This is a genomic window from Phorcysia thermohydrogeniphila (assembly GCF_004339575.1).
Taxonomy (GTDB): domain Bacteria; phylum Aquificota; class Aquificia; order Desulfurobacteriales; family Desulfurobacteriaceae; genus Phorcysia; species Phorcysia thermohydrogeniphila.
In genome coordinates, this window is sequence record NZ_SMFV01000007.1 from 1 (window position 1) to 26,603 (window position 26,603).

Here is a 26,603-nt window from a genome sequence, read left to right on the forward strand (position 1 = left end):
ACAGTCAACGTGGGCGTAGTGGTACTTGTCGGATTCGTACTCCACGTGGGCAGTAGCGATTGTGATACCCCTTTCCCTCTCTTCTGGAGCTTTGTCAATCTGGTCGTAGGCTACTTCCTGAGCGAGACCTTTGAGGGCGAGACAGTGGGTGATAGCAGCAGTGAGGGTTGTTTTACCGTGGTCTACGTGTCCGATTGTTCCCACGTTCTTGTGGGGCTTCTTCCTTTCAAATTTCTGCTTTGCCATTTTATTCCTCCTATAAATCCCTTATTGGTTTGTTAAAGACCAAGCGGCGTAGAATTATATTCCTTTTCGGAAAAATGTAAAGGGGGAATCGGCCGATTCCCCCTTTATTTGCAGGCGTTTTAGAACTTACTGCGTCCTCTCTCCGATAATCTGTTCAGCCACGTTAGGCGGAACTTCCTCGTAGTGGCTAAACTTCATGATGTAGGTTGCCCTACCCTGAGTCATAGAACGGAGGTCTGTAGCGTAACCGAACATCTCAGCAAGGGGAACGAGAGCTCTTATCACCTGAGCGTTACCCCTTGCCTCCATTCCTTGAACTCTACCGCGACGCCTGTTGAGGTCACCGATAACGTCTCCCATGAACTCTTCAGGAGTTGTAACCTCAACTTCCATAATTGGCTCAAGGAGAACTGGGTCAGCTTTCTTAGCACCTTCCTTAAAGGCTATGGAAGCAGCAATCTTAAAGGCCAGCTCTGAAGAGTCAACCTCGTGGTATGAACCGTCAAAGAGGGTAACCTTGATGTCAACCATTGGATAACCAGCAACGACACCGGTTTCCATAGCCTCTTTTACGCCGGCCTCAACTGCAGGAATGTACTCTTTTGGAACGACACCACCCTTAATGGTCTCGTAGAACTCAAACCCTTTACCGCGCTCAAGGGGCTCAATCTTGAGCCATACGTGACCGTACTGACCTCTACCACCGGTCTGCTTGATGAACTTACCTTCAGAGGTAACCTCTTTCCTGATTGTCTCCCTGTAGGCAACCTGAGGCTTACCGACGTTAACGTCAACGCCGAATTCACGCTTCAGACGGTCAATGATAATTTCAAGGTGGAGCTCTCCCATACCGGCGATAATTGTCTGGCCGGTCTCGTGGTCCATAGAGACCCTAAAGGATGGGTCTTCCTTTGCAAGCTTCTGGAGAGCTATGGAAAGTTTCTCTTGGTCAGCCTTTGTCTTAGGCTCAACGGCAATGGAGATAACAGGCTCTGGGAACTCCATTGCCTCAAGGAGAATTGGGTGCTCTGGATCACAAAGAGTATCTCCGGTAAAGGTCTCCCTAAGACCTACAGCAGCAGCGATGTCTCCAGCACCAAGAACTGGGATTTCCTCCCTCTTATTTGCGTGCATACGGAGGATTCTCGCAAGCCTTTCCTTCTTATCCCTTGTAGCGTTGTAAACGTAAGAACCGGACTCCATAAGACCGGAGTAAACCCTAATGAACGTAAGCTGTCCAACGTATGGGTCTGTGAGAATCTTAAAGGCAAGGGCTGAGAATGGAGCATCGTAGGATGCGGGTCTTTCTTCTTCCTCTCCAGTCTTTGGGTTAACGCCCTTAACTGGAGGAATGTCAAGTGGAGATGGTAAGTAATCTACAACTGCGTCAAGGAGTGGCTGAACACCCTTGTTTTTGAAAGCAGCACCGCAGAGCATTGGGAAGAACTTAAGTCCAATAGTTCCTTCCCTTAGAACCTTCTTAATCTCTTCCTCTGTAATCTCCTCTCCCTCAAGGTACTTCATCATTATCTCTTCATCAACATCGGCAAGAGCTTCAAGCATCTTTTCGCGCCACTCTTCGGCAAGGTCCCTCAGGTCCTCAGGAATTTCCTCGTAGTGGTACTTAGCTCCGAGGGTCTCATCTTCCCAGATGATGGCCTTCATTGTAATGAGGTCAACAACGCCCTTAAACTCGTCCTCAGCTCCAATTGGTATCTGAATTGGAACGGGCTTTGCACCAAGCTTTTCTTCAACATCGTTAACAACCTTAAAGAAGTCAGCTCCTATTCTGTCCATCTTGTTGACGAAGATAATCCTTGGAACGCGGTACTTGTCCGCCTGTCTCCAGACCGTCTCTGTCTGAGGCTGAACACCACCAACGGAACACAGTATTGTTACTGCACCGTCAAGAACGCGGAGGGAACGCTCAACCTCAATCGTGAAGTCAACGTGTCCGGGAGTGTCAACGATGTTAATCCTGTGGTCGCGCCAGAAGCAGGTAGTTGTAGCGGAAGTAATCGTAATACCCCTTTCCTTCTCCTGCTCCATCCAGTCCATCTCGGCCGCACCCTCGTGAACCTCACCTATCTTGTGGATACGGCCGGTGTAGTAGAGGATACGCTCCGTGGTGGTTGTCTTACCGGCGTCAATGTGGGCTATGATTCCAATGTTCCTAACCTTTTCAAGGGGAACTTTTATCTGCTTAATGAGTGCCTGTTGCTTACTCAACTTCGCCTCCCGATATAGAGTTCCTTAGATTACCACCTGTAGTGGGCAAACGCCTTGTTGGCCTCTGCCATCCTGTGAACTTCTTCCTTCTTCTTGTAAGCTCCACCCCTTTCGTTGTAGGCGTCAATAAGCTCGTTGGCGAGCTTGTTGACCATTCCGCGCTCAGAACGAGCGCGTGCAGCGTCCACGATCCACTTGAGGGCAAGGTGAATCTGCCTTCTCTCATTCACTTCCATAGGTACTTGGTATGTAGCACCACCTACACGGCGTGGACGTACTTCCATTATTGGTTTTACGTTTTCAACAGCCTTGTGGAATACTTTGAGAGGATCTTCCCCGAGCTTTTCCCTGATGAGGTCAAAAGCTCCGTAAACAATCTTTTCAGCTTTGCTCTTCTTACCGTCCTTCATAACCTTGTTAATGAGCTTTGCAACGAGCTTATCGCCGTAAACCGGGTCGGGTGGAATCTCCCTTGGTGGAACTGGTCCTCTCCTCGGCATGTCCTTCCTCTCCTAATGGTTATTTTTTCTGGTCTTTTGGTCTCTTTGTTCCGTACTTGGAACGGGACTGTCTTCTACCCTCAACGCCTGCGGCGTCAAGAGCTCCACGGATAATCTTGTAACGAACACCCGGAAGGTCCTTAACCCTTCCACCCCTTACAAGAACAACGGAGTGTTCCTGTAAGTTGTGTCCGATTCCCGGAATGTAGGCAGTAACCTCAATTCCGTTTGAGAGCCTTACCCTTGCAACCTTACGGAGAGCAGAGTTCGGCTTCTTTGGCGTAGTCGTGAAAACCCTTATACAGACGCCCCTTTTCTGGGGACATCCTTGAAGGGCAGGGGCTTTAGAGCGCTTAACTTTCTTCTCGCGCCCCTTCCTTACGAGCTGGTTAATTGTGGGCATACTACTCCTCCCATAGAAAGTTTGGCGGTTGAATATAAGCAAAGAGAAAAGAATTTGTCAAGGAAAGATGATAGTCAGGAAAACAGCAAAATCAAGCTAACTAAACACTCAAATGTCAAGATTGTTATTCTCTCCTCTTCCTCCTTTCAAGTCTATCAAGAACATCAAGGAAAGCAAGAGCAGAGGCTTTGACAATGTCAGAGTCAACACCTCTACCGCTTACTCTTATGCCGTCAGCTTCAACTGTTAGGTAAACTTCCGCTAAAGCATCTGTACCGGCGGTTAGAGCTCTTATCTTAAAGTCCTTGAGCTTTACTTCCTCTCCTATTCCAAGGGCATTCTTTATCGCCTTATAAGTAGCATCAACAGGACCGTTACCTATCGCAAGACCAAGTTTTTCTCCTTCTGGAGTTTTCACCTTAACAGTAGCAGAGGGTATTATCCCCTCTCCGCTAACTGCTTGGTTGTGGAGGAGCTCGTAGAGTCTCTCTTTTGCCCCCTCAAGGTTTTCTATGAGGAGCTCTATATCAACGTCGTAAATTTCTTTCTTACGGGAAGCAAGCTCTTTAAACTTCTTGAAGGCTTCTTCAAATTGTTCTTCGGAGAGCTCCACCCCCATCTCTTCAAGTTTCTTCTTAAAGGCGTGCCTACCAGAGTGTTTTCCAAGAACAATCTTTGACTCCTTAAGGCCGATATCCTCAGGCTTCATTATCTCGTAGGTCTCACGGCAGGCAAGGACGCCGTGCTGGTGGATTCCGGACTCGTGGGCAAAGGCGTTATCCCCAACTATAGGCTTTGTCCTTGAAATCATTACGCCTGTGAGCCTGCTAACGAGCTGGGAGGTCTTGTATATCTGAGTCGTATCTATCTCAGTATAGACAGGAAACTGGTCGGAACGAACCTTTATGGCCATTACTATCTCTTCCATTGCGGCGTTGCCAGCTCTCTCACCTATGCCGTTGATGGTGCACTCTACCTGACGAGCTCCGGCTTTAACGGCCACTAAAGAGTTAGCAGTCGCAAGGCCAAGGTCGTTGTGGCAGTGAACGCTGATTATTGCCCTGTCTATGTTTGGAACGTTTTCTTTTATTGCCAGAATCCTCTCGTACCACTCATCAGGAACAGCGTAACCGACGGTATCGGGAATGTTTACTACTTTAGCACCGGCCTCAATTACGGCCTCTATAACTTCAAAGAGGTACTTAAGGTCGGTCCTTCCGGCATCCTCTGCAGAAAACTCTACCTCTGCCTTTCCTTCGCTTACGTCCTGAATGAGTTTAACCGCTTCAACGGCCCTCTTTAAAGCCTCATCCCTTGACATACGGAGCTTATACTTAAGGTGAATGTCAGAAGTAGCAATAAAGGTGTGAATCCTTACCCTGTGCCCCTCTTTCAGGGCATCCCAAGCCGTCCTTATATCAAGTTCTACTGCCCTTGCAAGGGAGCAGACGGTTGAGTTTTTAACCTCCCTCGCTATTCTCCTTATGGCCTCAAAGTCTGCCGGAGAGCTAACGGCAAAACCTGCCTCTATTACGTCAACCCCAAGCCTTTCAAGTTGCTTAGCTATCTGAACCTTCTCCTCAACTGTCAGATTAACTCCCGGCGTCTGCTCTCCGTCCCTTAAAGTCGTATCAAATATGTACAGTTTCTCCTTAGCCAAATCCAACCTCCTTGCAGAAAGTTCAACCTTTTAAATTATTTCTATTTTCATCAACTTGCTCCTATAATTCTTCCACAGACTATCGGTAGTTAACACTTTTTTGCAACCTGCCAGCTTAAAAGAAGCCAATATAATAGAATCCACTGTCGCCAACTTCAATCCATAAGACAACCTTGCCGCCTCAACAACCAAATCGGCATTAACTTCCACCACTAAACAGTTCAGAAAAATGGCCTCTCTCAAAGCTTCAAGAGCTTCACAGTTTATCAGTCCTTTCAACTTCAACCTTTCAAGTTCAAACAGTGTCAGAACGGAAACAACCGCTTTTTCCTTTCCTCCAACCACACTAAGCCATACACCTTTAAGGTTTGCCTGTCCCTGCAGGAGTTTGATGAAAAAACCCGTATCAAGACCAATCACGGTCAGCTCTCCTTCTTTCGGCTTCAAGCTCTTTCAAAGCATCTTCAGAAACTGAACCAACAAACTCTAAAAGTCTCATTCCTGCCTGCCGTCTCTTCCTATCCGTAAGCCACTCCCTAAGAGATGACCTAACAAACTCACTCACACTTTTCCCTTCCTTCTTTGCAAGTTTCTTTATTTCCTTTAAGAGCTCCTCCTCAATACTTATGGTAAGCCTTGCAGACATCATTTCCTCCTACCAACAGTATGCACCTTTCTTATGATAAATACTTCATAAAACATTTCAACCTCCAAGCATCAACTTTTCAACTTATAGGTCGCATTCTGTCCTTTTTCAGCTCTACTCTTCTTTTCACAAAAGTCATTTGGAGGGAAGATGATTATTCAGACAAAAGATCCTTACTCCGGCAAAGGAAAAATCTGGCTCAAGTTTGTCATCGGCGAAGAGGAATTTGAAAGGTTCTTTAAAGTCACTTTTCAAGGAATACAGAAGGGAAAATTTTTCTACGAGGTTGAAGACGGGTTTCCAAAGGAGATGGTAAAGCTAATATTCGGGCTCGACGCCGTAATAGTTAGGTGAACAGAGGACAAAACAATGGCAAAAATAGGAGTCTTCTGGGTAATAGACGGTGAAAAGATTGACGGCTATAGAGAGCCTCTTGAAAGTGGAGAAAGCTACGGCGATACTATCCAGCCAACCTTTGACCATTTTAGTTACTGGAAAAAATTAATACTACGCTACCCCAAACTCAAACTTCTTGAGTATGACGATACACCAAGAGGTAGGGTAGTCTATAACAAGAAAGAGAAACGTTTCTTAATACTTTCCTCAAAAGAAGTACTGGAAAACAAAAACCTTATTAAGGCAATATCTCATTTCTTTGAAATATCAGGAGCTCCTAAACTCGTATGGGACGAACACTATGAAATTAACAGGCCACCCACAGAGGGCGACCGATCTTAACTTAGCGACCTAAACTATTCTAAACTTTCCATCTATTTAGCACGAACTCTGTAATTCTCTTTGTCCTCCTATCTATTTCTCCTTTATTCCAATTTCTGTTAGTTAATGCAAGTAAGTAAAGTTCACAGTTCTTATTCTCATCACTCTTATAACAGTCGTCCAAATATTTACCCTCCGAAGAGGGTAAACGATTCTTGCACCTTTGATTCAAATTGCTCTTCAGCAAAGATAAATTCCCAATTTTGTTAACTCCAGCCTCATATTCTATCCTGTCGCTAAATCCAAAACTTGAAGGATCAATATCTAAGCTTCTTGGTAATATGTGTTCCACCTCAAGCTCTTCAAATTCTTTAATGCTACATTCCTTAAATTTTCTATCAGGATATCTTTGACAGTCCTCTACTTCTTGAAAATTCCTCACGTATTCCCAAAGGATATATTTAGTAGCAGGATTTCCATACATATGACCGTTCAAAACGGCTACTATCCTGTAATCGTTCGCAACTCTCCTTATAAAGTCTTTAAGTTTTGTCTCCAGCCTTTTACTTAATGTTTCATTTTTGAGTTTTATTATTATATCCAAGTATAAGTCTCTTCTAACCTGAGAGCCCACAAGCTTATAAACTCTTAAGTCTAAGGTTTCCAAGAGTAAGATCCACTTATCGTCCAGCCAACCTTTTAGTTTCAGCAAAATTAGCAAAATCCAGCTATGTCTAATAGGTCCTAAAAATCTTACTAGCTTACAAAGCCTTGGATTAAATTCAACCTCGTGTTCTCCAAAAGATTCCAAAATCCCCTCTCTTTCTGTTGGTATTAAAACTGAAAGTAGAATTTCCAGTACTGACCTCAAGACTCCCTTCATTGTAATCAGAAGTTCTTTTAGAAATTCTTCAAGTAAAGACTTTGAATGGCTTAAGTCATCAATTCTTTGCTTTATAGCATTAAAAATGCTTTCCAAAGAAGCATCGTAAGGATATTCCGGAACGTAACCGTATAATCCTTCTCCTAAGTAGTGAAACACAAAACGAAGTAAGTCATCTTCAGATAATCCCCTAAAGTAAGACACATCCGTAATCCTTGCAAGTTCTCTAAGATACTCAAAATTCCTAAATAGTTGCGAAAATGTAAGATTTATCTCTTCATTGAACTTCCCAGCTAAATGTTTAGTAGAAACAAACATTAAAAAACTTTTAAGTTTATCAATGTATGTTAAAGGTCTTCCTCTATCATTAATAGTCTCAAAAATCTTTATTGATATCTTTTCATCCTCAACTTCCGTCTTTACAACAAAAAGTTTTTTATAGAGAAAATCAATAAATCCTCCAATATCATCAAGTTCGCCAAGTTTTGCTTTAAAATACTCGTAAGCATCCCTTATTAACCTGTTAGTTAAAAATCTCAAATCTTCGCGTGAAAAGCTTTCTCCTCCTAAGAATTTTCTAAAAAATTCTTCATTTAAATTTCCAAGCTCTAAAACGAAGCAATTCCCTCTTTTTAAGCTAAACACTTCATCACCTAAAAGATCATTTATAGCTTTAAGCATAATAATCAAAGTCGTAAGTCTTTGCTGACCATCTATCACCTCGTAAACAGTATATACAGAAAAGCCACCACACTTTTTATCTCTCGCTCTTCTTAAGATTATAGAACCTAAATAATGAGGCATGTTATTTTTAAAAGCATCTATCAGATCTCTTAAAAATTCTTTCCAATTTCTCTCTCCCCAAGAATAAAGTCTTTGATAATCAGGAACCTTAAACAAGTAGTGTCCCTGAATAAGCTCCATCAAATTTTGTTCTTTCGCATCAAAGGGCTTACCTGCCATGGTTACCTCCCCAATTTATTATTTATTCTCGGCAATTATATCACTTAAGTAACTCATAATACGAGATTCTATCTTAGTCAGGACTCATACTCCTAATAAGATTAAAGTCAGAAGCTAGGAAATTATCCGTTTGTTCTTTATTTCCCTTCACACTCTGAAAAACACCAAAAGATCCAAAGAAAGAAAGCTTTTTTTCGTAAGACTTCCTTTCTCTGTTATAGGAATTTTTTAGACCTTCAAAAAACCTATTTAGCGATTCAAGATAAGAGCTGACCTCCCATTCATACCAATCTCCTCTTTAGATTTACGTCGTAGAAACATTAGAAGTTTTATTAGTCAATAGGCGTCCTAAATCCCCTCCTTTTCCAGCTTTTCAAGTGCTCTCTTTCTCTGTTTCAGAAAGTAACGGAGCTCTTCCACAAAAAGCGAGAATTTCTTTCTATTCTCTTCAAGACTAAAAGAGAGATTAGAATACTTTTCCTTCAACTTTCGCTCTTTAGCCATTGCTATCATATCTTGTGAGGGAGGAATTATCTCCAGAACCTCTTCTACCAGAAAACGACTCGTAAACCGTGAACCTAAGAAACCAACAAGGTAGATGAGGTAACTTTCTTTCTCTTTCTTGAAGAAAAACTGTGTAGAAAACACTTGAGGCTCAGAGAAGTAGTCCATTCCCCCTTTTAAAGCAACTCTCATTCCAAAAAGAAAAGGCTCTTCATCCTTCATACCAAAGGTAATGTTTCTAAACTGCTTACGATAAAACTTTGATAACGTCTCATTCAGCTCCTCAAGGACTTTCAAACCAGCTAAGTAGTAGGTTCTATAACTCTTATCTTCCTTATCCTCTTTTAGAGCTCCAACGTAAAGGACTCCGTTGTAAACGAAAATCTTTAACGGAAAAATCTTAAAGACCTCTGAACCCTTGTATTTAACCCTTAGAGCTCTGTTTTCTATTATAGCTCTGTGAACCTGTATAAGCACTTCTTGGTCAAAAGAAACAAACTTTTCTAAGAACTGAGTCTCATAGACAAAAGAATCCTCTATCAGTTCTTTCTTACTTCCATCTAACCGTTTACTCAAACGGCAAAGAAGCTCTAAGAAGGGAGAAAATATCGGTAGATTCCTGTAAGTTTCTGGAACAAAAGTAGCAAAGGTTAAAAGCGACACCATTTCCTCATCAGAAATAGATACCAAGTAAGGCAAAGCCTTTTCATTAACTCGCCACCTTTGAGGTTTTCTCCCCCGTAAATCAGCTCTTTCAGATTCTATATAGCCTGTAGACTCAAGAAAGGAAAGAAGCCTATTTAGTTTTCTCCTATCTTTTCCGGCAGGTGAAACACTTTCCAGAAGCCCCAAAGAGAATAAATGCTTCTGAATCTCTGGGGTTGAAACAAAATCTCCTTTCTGAAGAAGAAAGTTTAAAATCTCAACAGCAAGTTTAAACCTTATAACTTCCCATCTCATTTTCTTTTGGTGCAAAGAACTTAGCTAAGATTACGCCAGCGAGGAATCCCCCGATGTGGGCAAACCAAGCAACTCCTCCCATTGAAAGGTGGTTTACTGAAAGAAGGGCACTAACAAACTGCATTAAGAACCAAACGGATATCCAAAGAGCAGCAGGAAGGACAATGATGTCTATGAGGAAGAAAATAAAAATGAGCGTTACTATTTGTGCCCTCGGGAAAAATACCATATAAGCACCGAGAACGCCACTTATAGCGCCAGAAGCTCCTATTAGTGGAATTTTTGAGTCGGGATAAACCCAAACTTGCAGGAGAGCTGCGAATATCCCACAGATAGTATAGAAGAGGAAGAACCTAAACCTTCCCAGCCTGTCTTCAACGTTGTCCCCAAAAACCCACAAAAAGAGCATATTGCCCAAGATGTGGAAAAGCCCACCGTGGAGGTACTGGTGGGAAATGAGGTTACCGTAAGGGGCTACGGGACTTGGTGGGGGGATATCTACACCGTGAGAAATCTCGTAAGGTATAACGCCGAACATTTTTACGAAGATGTGGTTAAAAGCCCCAAGGTAGAGCTCGTAGAGAAAAACAGCAGTGCAGATAACTATTAGTGCTATGGTAACAACAGGAGTTCTGCGGCTTGGGTTTATGTCCTTTATCGGTATCACACCATCCCCCTATCCTGTGCTTCCGAATCCCCCCTCTCCCCTTAGTGTCTGGTCAAGGGAAGGAGCTTCTTTAGCCTCTAAGGGGAAGAAACGCCTCGGGATGAGCTGAACGGCTCTCCAAGGGAGCTCCGGGTCGGGCTTCTCTGGGTCAACTTTTATAAGGGGAACTTTAATAGTTCCCCTGTAGGTCATGTCTATGATTCCGACAGAGTTTGCAAGGATGAATCCGCTCTTATAGATGGAGGAACGGGGAACAAGGTCAAAGTAAAAGCCGGGAGGAGGAGAAACTCTTACGCCAGTGTCAAAAAAGTAGAGGTTACCTTCCTTCTTTAGGAGTTTTATAAGGTGTAAGTCCCAACCGCTGTCAGAAATTCTCTTTTTAAAGGGTGGTAGAGCTCCTTCCTCAAGAGAAAACTTAAAGGCCTTCCTCTCCCAGATTTCACCGGTCAGCATTGAGAGGAACTTTTCAAAGAAAAACTCTGAACGCTCTTCCGTCTCCTCGTCGTAGAGAGCGTGAATAAGGAGCTCCGCCCCGTCGGTAACGAAAAAGCCAATTTCTGTTTTAAGAGGTGAAAAGGGTGAAAGGAACTCCTCCATCTCTTTTGAAAACTTTTTAACTATCGGGATAAAGAGCGTCTTTGAACCCCAAGTTCCACCGGCCTCAAAGACTCCTCTTATAAAGGAAAGGTCAACCTCTTTAACTTCTGGATAGGAAGAAAGTGAAAAGATAAAGGAGCTCCCCTCCTTCTCCAACTTTCCGCCAAGGAAGGAGTGGAGCTTAACGGCTACGTCAAGAAACCTATCCTCAAACTCTATCCTTAAACCTTTTGTATAGATCCATCCACAAGCCCAGTTACTCATCTGTCTTCTCCGGTTCAGCGTAGAATCCACCCTGCTGTCTTAACCTCTTTTCCTCTTCGGGAGTAACATCTATACGGCTGAGCTTAGGTCTTCCGAGCTGGTCAAACTCAACGATTTTAACGGGAATGATGTCGGAAACCTTTATGTGCTCAAAGATGTTCTCCCTCATTTCAGGAGGAAGCTTAGAGATGTGAACAAGTCCGATTTTACCGGGAGCAAGCTCTACAAAAGCTCCGTAGTTTTCTACCCTTGTAACTTTACCAAGGTAAGTTCCACCAATCTCTAAATCCTTCGTCACGTCCTCAATCATCTTGAGGGCTTGAGCTGCAGCATCTTCAGATGGGGCAGAGACGAGAACAGTTCCGTCCTCTTTAATGGTTATCTTAACGCCGGTTCTGTCTATGATTGTCTTAATCGTCCTACCGGAAGGTCCTATAAGGTCTCTACTCTTTTCTGGCTCTATCTTGGTTGTAACAATTCTCGGAGCGTAAGGTGAAATGGCAGTTCTTGGTTTGGATATAACCTCATCCATCTTGTCAAGGATGTAGAGCCTTCCCTCCCTTGCCTGAGCAAGTGCCTTAGAGAGGACTTCTCTGCTTATTCCTTTAACTTTTAGGTCCATCTGAATGGCAGTTACTCCCTTCCTCGTTCCTGCAACCTTAAAGTCCATGTCTCCCAAGTGGTCTTCGTCCCCTAAGATGTCAGAGAGGACGACGAACTTGTCCTCCTCCATAATGAGTCCCATTGCGATGCCGGCAACCTGTGCCTTTATGGGAACTCCGGCGTCCATGAGGGAGAGAGAACCACCGCAAACTGTTGCCATTGATGAAGAGCCGTTTGATTCAAGGATGTCCGAAACTACCCTTATAACGTATGGGAACTCTTCCTCCGGTGGAATAACCGGAGCAAGGGCTCTTTCTGCGAGAGCTCCGTGTCCAATTTCCCTCCTTCCGGGCCTTTTTAGGGGAGATATCTCTCCAACGCAGAAGGGTGGGAAGTTGTAGTGGAGCATAAAGCGTTTTTGCTCTTCAGGCATTAAACCTTCTACGAGCTGGTACTCTTCCGGCGTTCCAAGGGTGGTAGTAACGAGGGCCTGAGTCTGTCCACGGGTAAAGAGGGCAGAACCGTGAGCCCTCGGAAGGAGTCCAACCTCTATAGTGATAGGACGGATTTCGTCGGGCTTCCTTCCATCAATTCTGACGCCCTTCTCAAGAACCATCTTCCTGACGAACTTCTTCTCGGCCTCGTCAAAGGCCTCCTCTGCAAGCTTTTGCTCCTCTTCCGGAATGTTAAGCTCAACGAGCATGAGCTCTTTGAGTTTACGGAGCTCCTCTCTCCTCTTCTTCTTATCCGGAATTGTGATGATTGGCTCTATCCTCTCAAATACCCACTCCTCTATCTTGGCCTTTGTGGCTTCATCTAAGGAAGGAGCGATAAACTCGTACTTTTCCTTACCGGCAAGGGTGCGGAGCTCTTCCTGAGCTTTAATGATTTTCTTTATCTCCTCGTGGGCAAAGAGGATAGCGTCAAGGACTTCTTCTTCTGGAACTTCCTTAGCCCCTCCCTCAACCATTACAACGGCGTCGGCCGTTCCTGAAACTATCAGGTTTATGTCGGCCTCCTGCTGGGCCTCATAAGAGGGATTTATGACGAGCTCTCCGTTTATTCTGCAGACCCTTACAGCTCCAACGGGCTTTTCAAAGGGTATCCTTGATATGTGAAGGGCAGCAGAAGCTCCGTTAATTGCAAGGACTGCAGGGTCGTTCTCTTGGTCTGCCGATATAACAAAGGCTATAACCTGAACGTCGTTTCTAAAACCTTTCGGGAAGATTGGTCTTATGGAACGGTCAATAACCCTTGACTTTAGAACTTCCTCGTCGGTAGGCTTACCCTCCCTCTTTATAAAACCTCCGGGAATCTTTCCTGCCGCGTAAGCCCTTTCTCTATACTCAACAAGGAGGGGGAAGAAGTCTATATCCTCCCTCGGCTCATCGCTCATTACTGCCGTAACGAGGACGGTTGTGTCCCCCTGAGATACAAGGACAGCTCCATCAGCCTGCTTTGCGACTTTTCCTGTCTGAAAGCGCAAAGGCCGGCCACCAACGTTAGTTGCAACTTCCGATATAGACATTTTTACCTCCAAACGAAACTTTCTTTAACTTAAGTTAAGTTAATTCAGGCAAAATAATAACACAACAGAGGAGGGATGAGGGGGAGGGGAAGGGGAGAAAGCGAAAAGGAGGCAGAGAGCCTCCCTTACTTTCTGAGACCGAGCTTAAGAACGATATTCTGATACCTGTTAAAGTCCTTCTCCCTGAGGTACTTGAGGAGCTTCTTTCTTCTTCCAACGAGCCTCTGGAGAGCCCTCTTGTTGTTGTTGTCGTGCTTGTGAACCTTGAAGTGCTCTGTGAGCCTCTTAATCCTCTCAGTTAAGAGAGCAATCTGTACCTCTGGAGAACCGGTGTCCTTCTCGTGGAAGCCGTACTTCTTTACAATCTCCTGCACAACGTCTTTATCCAGTGGCATCTAAGAAACCTCCCAAAATTTGCGTTTTCCACCAAAGAAGAGCAGGTGGAAATTTAACAAAGAGAAGGCTGATTGTAAAGGGGTAAATCCGGGAGTTTGAAAGAGCAACAGAACTCCAAAACAGGATAGTCTAGGATGATGAAACTTATAGAGTTTATGCCATTAACTAACAATATTAGGCTTCTTTATCAAGCCGTAACTATCAAAAGGCATGTCCACAAAATGCTCTATAAGTTCCCTTACATCTCCTTCCACAACCGCAAGGTCTTCTCTCATTCCTTGAACTATTTCATCAAGCGTCACGAAAAATTTGGAGAAGTTCTTTTCATTTAATGGTTCAGAATCAGCCACTCGCTTATTAAAAGCGAGGCGCTCCTTATTTTCCCTGAAGTATTTAACAAAATGAGCTATCTGTTCCTCATCCATATCTCTAGGATAGAGGCGTCCATACATTTTAAGTTGGAGAAGGAACTGTGAAAGCATAGACACTAAAGACGCATTTGCAACTAAGCATGCTTCTCCTATTTTGTTCTCAATAATTGTTATTTCCTTATCTTCTATTATTTTGTCATCATCCATCTCAAATATCAGCTTCAACAATTCTTGGTATATCTTAAGTTTCGCCCTGAACACATGGACGGCGTATTCACTTTTTTGTTCTTCTTTGTATTGCCACTTTAGAATTACTGCCATCACAGCGACAGTAAAAGCAGTCCCTAAAACAGCTGCCATTAATTCATAACTAAAATTTGAAAGCTTAGCTTCAAAAAAAACGTGAAAGAAAACAAATCCAATTAGCAAAAACAATGCTACCAAAATAAAAGTATTTAATCTTTGTTCTGACATCTCATTATCCCCTCTCTTGCTTTTACTGTATTAACTTTTCTGGAAATGTAACACCACTTTTGGAGGGATTCCCAACTCTATTTCTACCTCTTCTAACTTTTCATCCTTTAACTTTAAGGATTCCTGAACTTTTGAAGCAAAAAGAAGACCCTTTATAATTGAATATCCAACTTTATTTTCTTCCCGTAGCTCAGATAAAATGTCCTCAAGACTAGTACTACCAGAACCCACTTGGAAATGGATGATAACCGTTGGAGGCATCCCAACCTCAACTTCAATTTCTGACAGTGTATAACCAGCCTCTTTTACAAGTGGCAAAACGTCTTTAAGCTGCTTTATTGATTCATTTATTTTTTCAACACCAAGATTTGAAAGGTCTACTACAGGAATCTTTCCCTTCACTTTTTCACTCTGCTCTCTAAGTTTACTAGAAATGTTTTTCAACATCTTCCACCCCCCATTTTGGTGGCATCTTAATTATGTTCCTTGATTTTACCACATCTTTTGCAAAAAGAAGAAAAAAAACTTACCTTTTCCGACATCAGAGCAAAAAAACTTAAACCCAACAAACCCCTAAAACTCATCAACTCCTAACATGCACCAGAGAGGCAGACTAATAATAAGTTATTTCATAAACCTCCAAAAAGTATCCAGACGACATCATCCTATTAATGCTCTTCCTTCAAGTCATTTGGCAACCCTAATTGACTTCCACAACTTCCTGTCCGGAAAACTCCTTAACAAATATCACAGCAGGTAACCCGCCCGATTATTGACGGTACTGGCTTTAAGTACAACGAACTTTACCCCCTAAGAATCCTAAGAGAAACACAGATTACGAGCTATGTTAAAGCTGTTATTCTGAGTGTTCACCTTGATAACGGTAAAAGGTTTATTCTGGCTTTATCCACTCATTTTCCTCTGGCTGTATTAGACGGAAACTAAAATAGTGGATAAAGCCTATGATAGTGAAAGTTTCATTATGAACGCTATTATGCTTGGTCTTAGACCCTACATCAAGGTTAGAGAAACTTTCAGAGTTGGAGTTTGCTTCCCTTTGAGGTTGAAGTGCAAGAAACTTGTGGAGTTGGAGGAGATATTTGTAGAGGTTAAACAAACGCTTGGTAGTTATGAGAGGACGAAGAGTTACCACATTGCGGAGTTGTTTCGTGGGTTCTCTTCTTGGTCTTATGGATTTTTCAAACAGTCCCAAGGGTAAGTCTACGCCACCACCCTTACCATCTTATGAATCACGTAGAGGAAAGGAACAACTATTGCTATTCCCACTATTAGAGCTATCAAGGCTTCTCTTTCTATTTATTCAACTCCTCTACAAGTTCACTTAAAATTTCTAACACTATGAAAATTTCTATCATAACTCCAACAGTCAAAATTAGGGCAGAAAAAAACTGGATGTTCCAGCTTGAAAAGTAAACCCGTCGTTCCTCCAACAAGAGAAATTAGCAGAATTATCAAGTTACGCAGAAGCTCTTTGTAATAGGCTAACTTTTCCTTTTAAGAATTCAAGCTCTTTTTGCTCTCTGTCCATGACCTTTAGAGCATCCTTTCAAGTGAAAGTATCTCCTCAATTTCCTTAAGTTTTGAGTAAGAGCGCTTTATCAGTTTTTCGTCCTTTGAGTAGGAAACAATCTCCCTGTAGTACTTTAAGGCCTCCTCGTAGTTTTTGTCCTCGTAGAGGGCATCGGCGACTATTTCGGCAATTTCACAGTAGTCTTCTTCGGTGAGCTCGGGGTGTTTCATGAGCTTTTTGCCAATTTCAACGATGTCCTTATACCTTTCCTGCTCAACGAGGATTATCGCAAGCTCAGAGAAGGCATCAAGTAAAATCCAGAGGTTATCGGTGGTGTCAATAATCTCCCTCAGTATCTCTTCTGCTTGGTCGTAGCGTCCTTTCTCTGCAAGGAACTCGGAGAAGAGCTTTAAGGAGTCTTCTCTAACGAAACCTTCAGACTTTGAAATGGCAAGTCTGTAGTAGTACTCGGCAAGTTCCTCGTTTCCGAGGAGGTCATAAAGGGCAGCAGCGCTCTGTATTACGTAAACGGCATCGGGGTAAAGCTCTAAAGTAGACATAACAACCTGCAGAGCTCCCTCGTAATCCTCGTCGTTAACCATTACTTCGGCAAGCTTTTGGCGATACTCAACGTTTAAGAAGTCCTGACGGCATGCCTCTGAGAGCTCCTCCTTTGCCTCTTCCACCTTTCCCATATCGGCAAGGACTTTTCCGAGCTCAAAGTGGAGCTCCGGAAGGTCTATCCTCTCAAGGCCAAAGCGTAGAACTTCAACAGCCTTCTTGTACTGCCTCCTCAAGGCGTAAAGCCTTGAAAGCTCAAGGTAGGGGAAGGATGAAAAGGGGTCTATTGTCATTAAGTTCTGTAAAGTTTCAACCATCTTCTTGTGGTTACCGGTTTCCCTGTAGAGCCTGTATAGCTCGTAGTAGGCATCCCTCTCAAAGGGGTTGAGCTTTACAGACTCAAGGAGAGCCTGCTCGGCAGCACGGAAGTTCTTCATAGAGGCCAAGGTGATACCTTTACGGAGTTTTTCCTTTGAGCGGAGCTCCGTATCAAGGAAACGGGCTTCCTCAAGGTAAAACTCTGCCTTTTCGCTGTTTCCCAAACCCTCGTAGGCCTCTGCAAGGAGGAGGAAGTAGTCAACACTTCTTATTTTATGTTTTTCTAACTCTTCTACAGCTTTTCTGTAATTTTTGGACTTTATGAAATTTTCAGCTTTTTCAAGGATGGACCTAACGTCGGCCACCGGCTTCTCAAAACTCTTCTTCACTGAAAGCGCTCCCTATTCCTTGAGATAGCTGCTAATTTCAAGTATAAATCCTTCCTATAAATTTTCAAGCTCGGAGGGTTCATGCTTTCAAAGATAAGGAAAAATATGAGGGCCTTTAGCATTCCCCTCTGGATTGTGGCCGCCTCCTTCGTGGGGACGATTTTTTTAGTCTGGGGGAGAGGGTCAATCTCTGGACCTTCTGGGAACGAGGTTGCAACAGTCAACGGTAAAGGAATAGACTTTGTTGAGTTTAACAGAGAGTACAGCAGTCTCGTCAGGGAGCTTGAACAGCAGTTCGGTGAAAACTTCAGGAAGCTCTTTCCGGAAAAGGAGATAAAGCTTACGGCACTTCAGAGGTTAATAACAAGGGAGCTCCTTCTGCAGGCAGCAAAGGAGGAGGGAATAAAGGTAAGCGACTGGGCGGTTGCAAAGGAGATTATGGAATCTCCCCTCTTTAAAAAGGACGGAAAGTTCTCTAAGGAGCTCTACGAGGAGTTCCTCAAGGCCAACAGGCTCACAAAACACACCTTTGAGGAGATGGTAAGGGAAGACTTAACGATTCAAAAGCTCTTAGAAGTCATCAACCGTTCCCCTTCCGTTACGGAGTATGAGGTAAAGGAGCTCTACAAGGAGACCTTCGGGAAGAGGGACTTTTCCTTTAAGCTCTTCCCTGTAGACAGTTTTAAACCGGAAGTAACAGAAAAAGAGATAGAGGACTACTACAAGGCCCATAAGGGAGAATTCACAGAGAAGACCGGAGAGCAGTACTTTCTGATAAAAATTCCCAAGGGAGAAGAGGGAGCAAGCGATAGAGCAAAGGAGGCCTTTAGGTTAGCAAAGGGAGGAAAAAAAGAAGAGCTCCAAAAGTTTTCTCCAGAACCCGTTACAGACAAAGAGCTGATAGAGAAAAAGTTTAAAAACAAGCCCTTCGGATTTTACAGCGATAGGGACAATTTCTACGTTTTCTTTAAGCAGGAAGGAGAAAAGGTTAAACCCTTAGAGTCAGTAAAAGAAGAAATAGCCAAAAAGTTAAAGACACAAAAAGCCCTAAAGCTTGCCAAGGAAGCTGCAACAGCTTTCCTCAAGGAGAACAGAAGCTTAACAGAAAAGGTAGAGGGGTTAGACAAAGCTTCATTCTTTGAGAAGTTTAAACCTCTAAGTCCCGATGATGTTGATAAGCTCTTTGCCCTCCACAGTGGAGTGAAAATGGTTATTGTCCTTTCAGATGGTTACGGGGTCTTTGAACCTACTTCAGAGATAAGAGTTGACGGTTACGATAAGGAAAAGATGGAGCAGATTAAGGAGTTTATCCTTAACGTAAAACGTCAGAGCAACTACGCCAACTTTGTAAACCTTTTAAGGGAAAGAGCAACGATAAAGATTAATCAGGCACTATTTAAGTAGAAGAGGTGAACCTTGAAGAGCATGACCGGATACGGAAAGTGCGTTAAACGTAACGAGCTTATAGAGATATCCGTTGAAATTAAAACCCTCAACGGAAAAGCCCTAAGAACACGTTTTTCCATACCGAGGATTTTTAATCCCTTTTTAAACGAGATAAACGCCCTTGTGTCAAAGTACATAAAGAGAGGAGACGTTGACCTCTACCTCTACTACAGGCTCTCACCGGACGTTACCGTTCCCATCTCCGTTAACTACGCTGAAGCCGTTAAGTACGTAAAGGCTGCCGAAAGGATTGGGGCTATTTCCGGGAGGGAAATTCAGGTTTCCCTTAAAGACCTCCTCTCAATTCCTGAGATTTTCGTTAAAGAGGAGCTTGAAGTAGAGCCATTTAAAGAAATTCTCTTAGGAACTATTGAGTGCGCACTAAAAGAGCTTGATAGTGCAAGAAAAGCAGAGGGAGAAAAGCTTAAAAACTACTTCTTAGAAAGACTTGAGAGAATAGAGTCTACCCTTTTAGACCTTGAAAAGCAGGTTGAAGAGATAGAGGAGAAGCTCTTTCAAAAGTTAAAGGAAAAGGTTCAGAAACTACTAAAGGGGGATGAGTTCCCCGAGGACTTCACAAAACGCCTTGAGCTTGAAGTTGCCTTTTTAGCCGAAAAGCAGGATGTTTCTGAGGAGATATCAAGGTTAAAGGCTCACATTTCCCGTTTTAGAGAACTTCTGAAATCAGAAGAACCGGTAGGTAAGACTCTTGACTTCTTGTGTCAAGAGATGCACAGGGAGATAAACACCCTCGGCAACAAGATAAAGGAGATTGACGTAACAGACCCAGTTATTGCCATAAAGACAGAGATAGCAAGGATAAAAGAGCAAGTTCAGAACGTTGAGTGAGGAGAAAAAGATGGGAAAGCAGAAAGGACTCCTCATAGTTATCTCAGCCCCTTCAGGAACGGGTAAAACTACCCTCTGCCATATGCTCCTTGAAGAGTTTCCAAACATGGAGTTCTCAATCTCATACACGACGAGGAAGCCAAGGCCGGGAGAGCTAAACGGCAGGGACTACTTCTTCGTTGACAGGGAAACCTTTGAGAGGATGATAGAGGAAGGGGACTTTTTGGAGTGGGCAGAGGTTTACGGGAACCTCTACGGAACATCAAAGAGCCAAGTTTTAAAAGCCTTAGAGGAAGGGAAGGACATTCTGCTTGACATAGACACTCAGGGAGCTCTCCAAGTTAAAAAGAACTTCCCAGAAGCCGTTCTCATCTTTATCCTTCCTCCTTCCCTTAAAGAGCTTGAGAGACGCCTCAGGAAGAGAGGAACTGACGACGAAGAGACTATAAAGAAAAGGTTACGGATAGCCCGTGAGGAGATAGGGAAAGCCCTTGAGTACGACTACATAGTCGTAAACGACATCTTAGAAGTTGCCTTTGAGAGGTTAAGGTCTATCATTACAGCCGAAAAGTGCAGGACCGATAGGCTATCGGGAGAAATTGAGAAGTTGGTGGAAGATAGGGAAATAGTAGAACTCATCCGTAAAGCTTAATTGAGGAGGTTGGACATGTCTAAGAGGATACCATTAGAGCCGGTAGTTGAGAAAATCGGGAACTACTACGAAACCGTCCACGTAGCAGCCAAGAGAGCAAGACACCTTTACACTATTGACTCTTACACTTTCGGCAAGGACGAAAAGGGTGAAGAGCACAAAAAGACAGTAATCGCCCTCATGGAGATTGCCGAAGGAAAAATCTGCTCAAAGAGAGAATAGTTATGGAGTTTAGAGTAGTTGAGAACAGACACGTAACCGGAAGGGACTACCTGTTAACCGTTGAAGTTGACGAGAAGACACTCTCTAAGATAAAGCCCGGTCAGTTTGGAATGGTTCAGGTAAGGAGCTCTTTACAGCTTGACCCTCTCCTTCGCCGTCCCTTGGGCATTTTTGACGTTCGGGGTAACAACGTTTCATTTCTCTACAGGGTTTACGGTAGAGGAACTTCTCTCTTAACAGAGGTTAAAGATAGAGTCTCCATTCTGATGCCCTTGGGTAACTTCATTGAGGATGACGCAAGTAACTACCTATTTATCGCCGGCGGTATCGGTATAGGAGGAGTCTTCTTAGCTGCGAAACTCTTTAAACAGAAGGGAAAGAGGGTTAAGCTCCTCTACGGAGAGAGGACAAAGGAGACCCTTTCTGCCCTTCCCTTTATTGAGGATGCAGGAATTGACTGCACGGTTTACACAGAGGACGGAAGCTACGGTAAGACCGGATTTGTTACGGCAGAGCTTGAAGAGTATACCGACTACAGGTGGGTAGCCTGCGGCCCTACCCCGATGCTGAAAAAGGTTAAGGAAATAGCAGAAAGAATAGGAGTTGAGTGTTACCTATCTATGGACAGGAGAATGGCCTGTGGTGTTGGCGCCTGTCTTGGGTGCACCGTAAAAACCACAAAGGGCTATAAAAGGTGCTGTGTTGAAGGTCCCATTTTTAACGCTCAAGAGGTAGTTTTTGACTAACCTTCCCCTCCAAACATAAATTTGGAAGTTACCCTTTAAAGGTGGAATTTTTTCCTGCGGAGAAGTAAATGGCCAAAGAGAAAATCCCCGGCGTAAGCAGAGAGCTCTTAGAAAAGTGCGTAAGGTGTGGTTCCTGTAGAACCGTCTGCCCCGTCTTTAACGTTACGAGGGAAGAGCCTTCTGTTGCAAGGGGAAAAATCTTCTTGGCCAACATGATAAACCAAGGGGTAGTGGAACTTGACAGGGAGGCTGCCCACTTTTTTAACCTGTGTACAACCTGTTTAAGGTGCGCAGAAATTTGTCCCGTTATGGTTGACTATGAGAAGATAATAATCCCTGCCAGAAGCTTAGCCGTAGAGAAGTTCGGTCTATCCCCAGAGAAAAAGGCTGCAGTTAAGTTGTTTAGCCACAGGAAACTCCTTGAAACTGCCACTAAGCTCTCTGCTCCCTTTACCAAGTTACTCCCAAAGAGCTCCCAGAGCTCCCAGAACAGGCTACTCCCCTTTAAGATTCCAAAACTCGGCAAAGTTCTAATACCAGAGCCCAAAGCAAAACCTTTTAACGACAGAGATAAGTGGTTTAAGGCTGACAAAGAAAAAGGAAAAGTTGTTTTCTTTACAGGATGTATGTTTAACAACTTCTACACCCAGACGGCAGAGAACGTAGTGAAAGTATTAAACGCCCTTGGATACTCCGTTTTTGTTCCAAAAGAACAAGGGTGCTGTGGAGCTCCAGCCCTCTTTTCTGGAGACCTAAAAACTTTTGAAAGGCTAAAAGAGGAAAACTTTAAAGTTTTTAAAGAACTAAAGGAAGATTTTGACTTTGCAGTAACGGCATGTGCAACCTGTGGACACGTTCTAAAGTCCTTCTACAAGAGCTTCCCGTACTCAGTTAAGGAGCTAATAGAGGTCCTATTTGAAAACATAGACAAAATTAAAGGATGGAAGTATCCACAACCCATAAAAGTAACTTGGCATCACCCCTGCCACATCGTAAGGGGACAGAAGATACCGAGGAACTACCCGATTGACGTGCTTAAGGCCCTCCAAAACGTTAAGTTCATCAGCATGGAGGAAGCTGACAACTGCTGCGGTATGGGTGGTTCATTCAAACTCTCGTATCCAGAAATATCAAGAAAAATACAGCTCAAGAAAGCTAAGAACATAGAGGCCACAGCTGCCGACGCCGTCTCGACGGAGTGTCCCGGCTGCGTTATGAACATAGCAGAAGGTTTAGAAAGGGTGAGCTCCAAGGTAAAAGCTCTTCACATCGCGGACCTCTTAGTAGAGTGTGAAAAGTAAAAGCAAAAGTAAAAAGCTCTTGGTTGAAAAAGCTTTAATTTTTTTTAAAATTTCTACATGGGCAGAAAAATCCTCTTAGCTACTCTAATAACAGGCCTTCTAAGCTTTGGCAGCTGTAGCAGCGACAACGATGTCTGCCTCCTCACGGATAGATGCTACTTTGCAGCTCCATTTGAAGCAAGTAAGTTCACCGGCTTCCTCACAAGGAAGTACCTTAAAGTCCACGTGGACATAGTTCAGGACAGGAATAGTCTTATAAAGTTCCTGAACTTGAGCCGTTACAACGCATTTATAACGGACACAGAAACCGCTAAGTTCATAACAGGAAACAATAACAAGTGGGTTCTCATATGCCGTATAGCTGTGAAAAGACCAGCTTCTCCTCTTAAAACCTACAGTATAGTCGTAAATAGCAACCTATTGCGCCACAAGGAGATTTTGATAAACTTAATTGAGAGCTGGAACCGTGGAGTAGACCTTCTGAAAGACCCTGCTGTCCAGAAAGTCATATTTAAAAACCTTAACATCCGGGCAGACGGCAAGCTTAAACTCGTCCACTGTACAGGTTGAGGCTATGGCCAGAGCCGGGGCATAGATAAGTACTGGCTTCTACTTATCTCCTCCACGGTCATATCAATATGCATCGGCCTTTTTAGTTACTTTATCACCCTCTCAATTACAGAAAAGCGATTTCTAACATCAACCATAGAAAGCGCCAATAATTACATTGAAGTCACAGCAACAGCCATCACCTCAAGTAAGGAAAAAACAAAACTGAAGGAAATCCTTGAAAAAGCTCCTTACATTAAGGAAGTTTCCTTTGGCAAAAACAAAATTGGTTCTTTCTCTGTAGAGAAAAAGCTCCTATTTCCTGACGGCCCGCTAAATGTCAAAGTTCTCCTAAATAAAGAGGTTATAAAGTCAAAGGCTTCTTCCGTTGCTAAGAACGTAGCTCTAACTGTATTTGCCGCAACACTCTTCCTTCAAATTCTTTTAATCCTACTAATAAGAAAGTTCTACCTCATTCCTCTCAAGAGGATACGACAGGACATAGATAAAATTCATAGCGGAAAACTTCAGAAAGTTCCAGAAATTGGAAGGGACGAGTTTGGAAGGATAAGGAAAAGCATCAACCAGATGATAGACAGTATTCGTGAGAGGGACGAAAAAGCAGAAACAATATCCCAGTTCATTCAGTTACTTACTGTTGGTAAAGGTTTTAACGGCGAGTTCATCGAACTCATGAAAAAAACACTGGAAATTACAGGTACAGACGGGGCAATCATAGGTGTTCTAAACGATAACAATAGGGACAAAGTAGAAATAAGGGTAATTACCCAAACTGAACATCGCACACTGGAAAGGAAGATTGTTGACCTCCAAGGAATAGAACCTTACATCCTTGAAATGGGAAAAGAAGTAGAAACAGCAAAAGAGGACATTCTATCAAGGGAAGAAAGAGGGCTTGGTATTAAATATTTCATAGGACTCCCCATGACGGTATTCTCAAGGACAATAGGTTACTGTATCTTCTTCAGGAAAAGCACCCAACCTCTTAACGAGGAAAACAAGAAGTTTATAAGGAACATAGCTAAAGCTATAGGAATTTCCGTTGAAACCAGAAATCTAATAGAGGAGCTCCGCAGAAAGTTAGAAAAGGAAGAAAGATTAACGGACACAATAATAAAAAGCCTTGTAAGGGGCATAGAGATAAGGGATTCATACACCCGCGGTCACTCCGAAAGGGTTGCGTACTACTCTAAGAGAATTGCTCAAGAAATGGGACTCCCTGAGGAAGAGGTCAGAAACATATACTTGGCAGGCCTCCTTCACGATATTGGAAAAATAGGTATCCCCGACAGCATACTCCTAAAACCGGGAAAGCTTTCAGACAAAGAGTACGAAATAATCAAACTACATCCATTACTTAGCTATGAGCTCCTGAAAAACATTGAGCCACTAAAGGGAGCCCTTGACGGGATAAGGTACCACCACGAAAGGTGGGACGGTAGAGGTTACCCGAAAGGCCTTAAAGGTAGAGAGATTCCACTTGCAGCAAGAATAATAGCCGTTGCAGACTCTTACGATGCAATGACAAGCGAGAGAATCTACAGGAAAGGAAGGAGTAAGAAAGAGGCTATTAGCGAGATTATGGAAATGGCCGGGAAACTCTACGACCCCGATGTTGTCTCTGCAGCTATTCCCATTCTGCTAAACGAAGAACCGAAGGAGCTCCGCGAGGACTACCTAAACGTAGAAACTGTAAAAGAAATCGAAGAGAGAAGACTTGACTACTTCCTGAGGGATTCCCTTACCGGCGTGTTCAACAGGAATGCTTTTGAGTACGTTTACACTCTCGTTAAAGAACAGCTAAGAGAGTTCAAGGCCTACTCTCTGGACATTGCAAAACTAAGGGAAATAAACATCAAAAACGGTTGGAGCGAGGGGGACAAGTTACTCAAAGGAGTAGTCTCACTACTTGAAAAGGAAGTTCAACCAAACTACATAGTCAGGTACTCTGGCGACAACTTCATCTTCTTCGTTCCAACCTCAAAGCCAGACAGTGAAATCGTAGAAAAAATAAAGGAGATTGAAAAAACCTTAGGTGTTTCCCTTATCCTCGTCAAGCTCAAAAACACAAATAACGTTGAAAAACTAAAAGTTGAGCTTACAGAGCTGGAGTTCAACCCTCCCATCAACTAAAGAGCCACTTGACTTTTTAATTCCCGTTAAATTTTTGTAAAAATTTTGTTAAAATCATTGGCAACTTAAAAGGCGGGAGGAAGAGGATGAAGATACACGAGTACCAAGCAAAAGAAATCTTTAAGAAGTACGGACTCCCGGTTCCTAAGGGTATCGTAGCCCACAACGCTCAGGAAGCTGAGCAGGCTGCAAAGGAACTCGGTACACCGGTAGTCGTTGTAAAGGCTCAGGTTCACGCAGGTGGTAGGGGCAAAGCTGGTGGCGTTAAACTTGCAAAGTCCCCAGAGGAAGCCGGACAGATAGCAGCTCAAATGATAGGAAGCCGCCTTAAAACCTATCAGAACCCAGAGGGCCTTCCTATAAACTGTGTCCTTGTTGAGGCCGGCGTAAACATAGACAAGGAGTTCTACGTTGGTCTAACCCTTGACAGGGAAGTTTCAAGGCCAGTCCTTATGGTATCAGCGGCTGGTGGAATGGAAATAGAGGAAATAGCGAAAACAAACCCCGAACTCATCATCAAGGAACACGTAGACCCTGCCATAGGACTCCTTCCTTACCAAGCAAGGAAAATCGCTTACAAGGTCGGAATAACGGATAAAAAGCTTCTCTCCCAGTTCGTTAAAATCGCAATGACCCTCTCAAAGATGTACTTTGAACTTGACGCTTCCCTCATTGAAATAAACCCACTCGTTCAGACAAAGGAAGGAGAGTTTATCTGTCTTGACGCAAAGATAGACTTTGACGACAACGCTCTCTTTAGACATCCCGACATTCAGGAGCTTGAAGATACAACCCAGATTGACCCACTTGAGCTTGAAGCTCAGAAGTGGAACCTCAACTACGTTAAGCTCAACGGAAATATCGGATGTATGGTTAATGGTGCAGGCCTTGCAATGGCCACAATGGACACAATTAAGTACTACGGTGGAGAGCCTGCCAACTTCTTAGATGTTGGTGGAACCGCAACTGTAGAGAGGGTTGCAGCTGCATTTAAGCTACTCCTTTCCGATCCCAACGTTAAAGCAATATTCGTCAACATCTTCGGTGGAATCGTTAGGTGCGATAGGATTGCCGGAGGAATTATTGAAGCTGCAAAGCAGGTTGAGCTTGACAGGCCTTTAATCGTAAGGCTTGAAGGAACAAACGTTGAGCTCGGTAGGAAGATGCTTGAGGAGAGTGGTCTCAACATAATTCCAGCTAAGGATATGGCAGACGGAGCTCAGAAGGCCGTAAAAGCTGCAAAAGGTGAACTTTAAAAAAGGAGAGGGAGGAAG

27 protein-coding genes are annotated in these 26,603 nt (G+C 43.5%); 11 read left to right on the plus strand and 16 right to left on the minus strand.

The window, feature by feature from the left end; genetic code table 11:
* The 7 genes from CLV27_RS08145 to CLV27_RS08175 all read right to left on the minus strand — a co-directional run.
* The coding region (locus tag CLV27_RS08145; RefSeq protein ID WP_243644921.1) for a GTP-binding protein at positions 1–246 on the minus strand (246 nt) is incomplete at its 3' end.
* A 126-nt stretch (positions 247–372) separates the two neighbouring features.
* Positions 373–2,475, minus strand: coding sequence for an elongation factor G (gene fusA / locus CLV27_RS08150; protein WP_132527661.1), 2,103 nt, complete (start codon positions 2,473–2,475; stop codon positions 373–375).
* A gap of 29 nt (positions 2,476–2,504) precedes the next feature.
* Positions 2,505–2,975, minus strand: a complete 471-nt coding sequence (gene rpsG / locus CLV27_RS08155; protein WP_132527663.1) for a 30S ribosomal protein S7 — start codon at positions 2,973–2,975, stop codon at positions 2,505–2,507.
* 19 nt (positions 2,976–2,994) lie between these two features.
* Positions 2,995–3,378, minus strand: a complete 384-nt coding sequence (gene rpsL / locus CLV27_RS08160; RefSeq protein ID WP_132527665.1) for a 30S ribosomal protein S12 — start codon at positions 3,376–3,378, stop codon at positions 2,995–2,997.
* 124 nt (positions 3,379–3,502) lie between these two features.
* On the minus strand, positions 3,503–5,038 hold the full coding sequence (locus CLV27_RS08165) for a 2-isopropylmalate synthase (RefSeq protein WP_132527667.1): 1,536 nt from the start codon (positions 5,036–5,038) through the stop codon (positions 3,503–3,505).
* A gap of 30 nt (positions 5,039–5,068) precedes the next feature.
* A complete protein-coding gene (locus tag CLV27_RS08170) occupies positions 5,069–5,458 on the minus strand; it encodes a type II toxin-antitoxin system VapC family toxin (protein WP_165863718.1) in 390 nt (129 codons plus the stop codon).
* On the minus strand, positions 5,445–5,684 hold the full coding sequence (locus tag CLV27_RS08175; RefSeq protein WP_165863719.1) for a DUF6364 family protein: 240 nt from the start codon (positions 5,682–5,684) through the stop codon (positions 5,445–5,447). Before CLV27_RS08175 ends, CLV27_RS08170 begins: the two co-directional genes overlap by 14 nt.
* A gap of 150 nt (positions 5,685–5,834) precedes the next feature.
* On the opposite strand from CLV27_RS08175, the gene CLV27_RS08180 reads away from it, so the two are divergent.
* Both CLV27_RS08180 and CLV27_RS08185 read left to right on the plus strand, forming a co-directional pair.
* Positions 5,835–6,038 carry a hypothetical protein gene (locus tag CLV27_RS08180; RefSeq protein ID WP_132527673.1) on the plus strand — a complete coding sequence of 68 codons (204 nt, stop codon included), beginning with the start codon at positions 5,835–5,837 and terminating at the stop codon, positions 6,036–6,038.
* A gap of 15 nt (positions 6,039–6,053) precedes the next feature.
* Positions 6,054–6,422, plus strand: a complete 369-nt coding sequence (locus tag CLV27_RS08185) for a hypothetical protein (protein WP_132527675.1) — start codon at positions 6,054–6,056, stop codon at positions 6,420–6,422.
* A gap of 19 nt (positions 6,423–6,441) precedes the next feature.
* On the opposite strand, the gene CLV27_RS08190 is transcribed toward CLV27_RS08185, so the two are convergent.
* From CLV27_RS08190 to CLV27_RS08230, 9 genes are all read right to left on the minus strand, one after another.
* Complete coding sequence (locus tag CLV27_RS08190; RefSeq protein ID WP_132527677.1) at positions 6,442–8,247, minus strand: DUF262 domain-containing protein; 1,806 nt, start codon at positions 8,245–8,247, stop codon at positions 6,442–6,444.
* Positions 8,248–8,595: 348 nt separating this feature from the next.
* Complete coding sequence (locus CLV27_RS08195) at positions 8,596–9,711, minus strand: WYL domain-containing protein (protein ID WP_132527679.1); 1,116 nt, start codon at positions 9,709–9,711, stop codon at positions 8,596–8,598.
* The gene (locus CLV27_RS08200; RefSeq protein ID WP_132527681.1) at positions 9,686–10,378 is read right to left on the minus strand and encodes a rhomboid family intramembrane serine protease; all 693 of its coding nucleotides are present in this window, start codon (positions 10,376–10,378) and stop codon (positions 9,686–9,688) included. Before CLV27_RS08200 ends, CLV27_RS08195 begins: the two co-directional genes overlap by 26 nt.
* A 9-nt stretch (positions 10,379–10,387) precedes the next feature.
* Positions 10,388–11,239: a dUTP diphosphatase gene (locus CLV27_RS08205; RefSeq protein WP_132527683.1), complete on the minus strand. Its 852-nt coding sequence runs from the start codon at positions 11,237–11,239 to the stop codon at positions 10,388–10,390.
* Complete coding sequence (locus CLV27_RS08210; RefSeq protein WP_132527685.1) at positions 11,232–13,370, minus strand: polyribonucleotide nucleotidyltransferase; 2,139 nt, start codon at positions 13,368–13,370, stop codon at positions 11,232–11,234. The genes CLV27_RS08205 and CLV27_RS08210 overlap by 8 nt, the downstream gene beginning before the upstream one ends.
* 125 nt (positions 13,371–13,495) lie before the next feature.
* Positions 13,496–13,765 carry a 30S ribosomal protein S15 gene (gene rpsO, locus CLV27_RS08215; protein ID WP_132527687.1) on the minus strand — a complete coding sequence of 90 codons (270 nt, stop codon included), beginning with the start codon at positions 13,763–13,765 and terminating at the stop codon, positions 13,496–13,498.
* Between the two features lie 162 nt (positions 13,766–13,927).
* A complete protein-coding gene (locus CLV27_RS08220) occupies positions 13,928–14,611 on the minus strand; it encodes a hypothetical protein (RefSeq protein WP_132527689.1) in 684 nt (227 codons plus the stop codon).
* A gap of 30 nt (positions 14,612–14,641) precedes the next feature.
* Positions 14,642–15,058 (minus strand): hypothetical protein, encoded by a 417-nt coding sequence (locus tag CLV27_RS08225; protein ID WP_132527691.1) that lies wholly within the window; start codon positions 15,056–15,058, stop codon positions 14,642–14,644.
* 1,107 nt (positions 15,059–16,165) lie between these two features.
* The gene (locus CLV27_RS08230) at positions 16,166–17,410 is read right to left on the minus strand and encodes a tetratricopeptide repeat protein (RefSeq protein WP_132527693.1); all 1,245 of its coding nucleotides are present in this window, start codon (positions 17,408–17,410) and stop codon (positions 16,166–16,168) included.
* A gap of 81 nt (positions 17,411–17,491) precedes the next feature.
* On the opposite strand from CLV27_RS08230, the gene CLV27_RS08235 reads away from it, so the two are divergent.
* From CLV27_RS08235 to sucC, 9 genes are all read left to right on the plus strand, one after another.
* Positions 17,492–18,814 carry a peptidylprolyl isomerase gene (locus CLV27_RS08235; protein ID WP_132527695.1) on the plus strand — a complete coding sequence of 441 codons (1,323 nt, stop codon included), beginning with the start codon at positions 17,492–17,494 and terminating at the stop codon, positions 18,812–18,814.
* A 21-nt stretch (positions 18,815–18,835) separates the two neighbouring features.
* Positions 18,836–19,705 carry a YicC/YloC family endoribonuclease gene (locus tag CLV27_RS08240; RefSeq protein WP_243644923.1) on the plus strand — a complete coding sequence of 290 codons (870 nt, stop codon included), beginning with the start codon at positions 18,836–18,838 and terminating at the stop codon, positions 19,703–19,705.
* Positions 19,706–19,715: 10 nt separating this feature from the next.
* The gene (gene gmk, locus CLV27_RS08245) at positions 19,716–20,357 is read left to right on the plus strand and encodes a guanylate kinase (protein WP_132527699.1); all 642 of its coding nucleotides are present in this window, start codon (positions 19,716–19,718) and stop codon (positions 20,355–20,357) included.
* Between the two features lie 15 nt (positions 20,358–20,372).
* Entirely contained in the window at positions 20,373–20,579 is a 207-nt protein-coding gene (gene rpoZ / locus CLV27_RS08250; RefSeq protein WP_132527701.1) for a DNA-directed RNA polymerase subunit omega, read from the plus strand.
* A gap of 2 nt (positions 20,580–20,581) precedes the next feature.
* Positions 20,582–21,325 (plus strand): dihydroorotate dehydrogenase electron transfer subunit, encoded by a 744-nt coding sequence (locus CLV27_RS08255; RefSeq protein WP_132527703.1) that lies wholly within the window; start codon positions 20,582–20,584, stop codon positions 21,323–21,325.
* A 68-nt stretch (positions 21,326–21,393) separates the two neighbouring features.
* Positions 21,394–22,626, plus strand: coding sequence for a (Fe-S)-binding protein (locus tag CLV27_RS08260; protein ID WP_132527705.1), 1,233 nt, complete (start codon positions 21,394–21,396; stop codon positions 22,624–22,626).
* Between the two features lie 57 nt (positions 22,627–22,683).
* A complete protein-coding gene (locus CLV27_RS08265; RefSeq protein ID WP_132527707.1) occupies positions 22,684–23,196 on the plus strand; it encodes a hypothetical protein in 513 nt (170 codons plus the stop codon).
* A 567-nt stretch (positions 23,197–23,763) separates the two neighbouring features.
* A complete protein-coding gene (locus CLV27_RS08270) occupies positions 23,764–25,329 on the plus strand; it encodes an HD domain-containing phosphohydrolase (RefSeq protein WP_243644922.1) in 1,566 nt (521 codons plus the stop codon).
* Between the two features lie 86 nt (positions 25,330–25,415).
* Positions 25,416–26,585 (plus strand): ADP-forming succinate--CoA ligase subunit beta, encoded by a 1,170-nt coding sequence (gene sucC / locus CLV27_RS08275; protein ID WP_132527711.1) that lies wholly within the window; start codon positions 25,416–25,418, stop codon positions 26,583–26,585.
* Positions 26,586–26,603 lie beyond the last annotated feature (18 nt).

What these genes read in the sequence shown, in the direction of transcription:
- rpsG (WP_132527663.1), bottom strand. Translation starts at nt 2,975, where the DNA reads ATGCCGAGGAGAGGACCAGTTCCACCAAGGGAGATTCCACCCGACCCG.
- rpsL (WP_132527665.1), bottom strand. Translation starts at nt 3,378, where the DNA reads ATGCCCACAATTAACCAGCTCGTAAGGAAGGGGCGCGAGAAGAAAGTT.
- CLV27_RS08175 (WP_165863719.1), bottom strand. Translation starts at nt 5,684, where the DNA reads ATGTCTGCAAGGCTTACCATAAGTATTGAGGAGGAGCTCTTAAAGGAA.
- CLV27_RS08180 (WP_132527673.1), top strand. Translation starts at nt 5,835, where the DNA reads ATGATTATTCAGACAAAAGATCCTTACTCCGGCAAAGGAAAAATCTGG.
- CLV27_RS08185 (WP_132527675.1), top strand. Translation starts at nt 6,054, where the DNA reads ATGGCAAAAATAGGAGTCTTCTGGGTAATAGACGGTGAAAAGATTGAC.
- CLV27_RS08190 (WP_132527677.1), bottom strand. Translation starts at nt 8,247, where the DNA reads ATGGCAGGTAAGCCCTTTGATGCGAAAGAACAAAATTTGATGGAGCTT.
- CLV27_RS08195 (WP_132527679.1), bottom strand. Translation starts at nt 9,711, where the DNA reads ATGAGATGGGAAGTTATAAGGTTTAAACTTGCTGTTGAGATTTTAAAC.
- CLV27_RS08205 (WP_132527683.1), bottom strand. Translation starts at nt 11,239, where the DNA reads ATGAGTAACTGGGCTTGTGGATGGATCTATACAAAAGGTTTAAGGATA.
- CLV27_RS08210 (WP_132527685.1), bottom strand. Translation starts at nt 13,370, where the DNA reads ATGTCTATATCGGAAGTTGCAACTAACGTTGGTGGCCGGCCTTTGCGC.
- rpsO (WP_132527687.1), bottom strand. Translation starts at nt 13,765, where the DNA reads ATGCCACTGGATAAAGACGTTGTGCAGGAGATTGTAAAGAAGTACGGC.
- CLV27_RS08220 (WP_132527689.1), bottom strand. Translation starts at nt 14,611, where the DNA reads ATGTCAGAACAAAGATTAAATACTTTTATTTTGGTAGCATTGTTTTTG.
- CLV27_RS08225 (WP_132527691.1), bottom strand. Translation starts at nt 15,058, where the DNA reads ATGTTGAAAAACATTTCTAGTAAACTTAGAGAGCAGAGTGAAAAAGTG.
- CLV27_RS08235 (WP_132527695.1), top strand. Translation starts at nt 17,492, where the DNA reads ATGCTTTCAAAGATAAGGAAAAATATGAGGGCCTTTAGCATTCCCCTC.
- CLV27_RS08240 (WP_243644923.1), top strand. Translation starts at nt 18,836, where the DNA reads ATGACCGGATACGGAAAGTGCGTTAAACGTAACGAGCTTATAGAGATA.
- gmk (WP_132527699.1), top strand. Translation starts at nt 19,716, where the DNA reads ATGGGAAAGCAGAAAGGACTCCTCATAGTTATCTCAGCCCCTTCAGGA.
- rpoZ (WP_132527701.1), top strand. Translation starts at nt 20,373, where the DNA reads ATGTCTAAGAGGATACCATTAGAGCCGGTAGTTGAGAAAATCGGGAAC.
- CLV27_RS08255 (WP_132527703.1), top strand. Translation starts at nt 20,582, where the DNA reads ATGGAGTTTAGAGTAGTTGAGAACAGACACGTAACCGGAAGGGACTAC.
- CLV27_RS08260 (WP_132527705.1), top strand. Translation starts at nt 21,394, where the DNA reads ATGGCCAAAGAGAAAATCCCCGGCGTAAGCAGAGAGCTCTTAGAAAAG.
- CLV27_RS08265 (WP_132527707.1), top strand. Translation starts at nt 22,684, where the DNA reads ATGGGCAGAAAAATCCTCTTAGCTACTCTAATAACAGGCCTTCTAAGC.
- CLV27_RS08270 (WP_243644922.1), top strand. Translation starts at nt 23,764, where the DNA reads ATGATAGACAGTATTCGTGAGAGGGACGAAAAAGCAGAAACAATATCC.
- sucC (WP_132527711.1), top strand. Translation starts at nt 25,416, where the DNA reads ATGAAGATACACGAGTACCAAGCAAAAGAAATCTTTAAGAAGTACGGA.